We start from the raw sequence: 377 nt of genomic DNA, 5'->3' as shown, positions 1-377 counted from the left end.
GGCCCGACGGAGACCGTGGTCACGCCGATGGTGTGGAAGGTGCGCGGCGATGCGCCGGAAGCGGATTTCGCGGGCACCTATGCGCCGATTGGCCGCCCGATTGGCGACCGGCGCTGCTACCTGCTCGACGCGGAACTGAACCTTGTGCCGCCGGGCGTGGCGGGCGAGCTTCATATCGGCGGCGAGGGGTTGGCGCGAGGGTATCTGAACCGTCCCGGCATGTCGGCGGAGCGCTTTATTCCCGATCCGTTTGCCGATGACGGTGCGCGGCTCTACCGCACGGGTGATCTGGCGCGCTGGCTGCCTGACGGGCAACTGGAGTACCTGGGCCGGATCGACCAGCAACTGAAGATTCGCGGCTTCCGGATCGAACCGGG

Annotated in this window: 1 protein-coding gene; it reads left to right on the top strand. The window is 67.9% G+C overall.

Annotated features, from left to right (window positions below):
- A partial coding sequence (locus tag AC1DS3_RS39595) for an AMP-binding protein (RefSeq protein WP_477129496.1) occupies positions 1 to 377 on the top strand: 377 nt, incomplete at both ends.

The sequence above is a fragment of the Cupriavidus sp. 01L46 genome, assembly GCF_056399905.1.
This window is presented reverse-complemented; position numbering and strand designations above follow the sequence as displayed.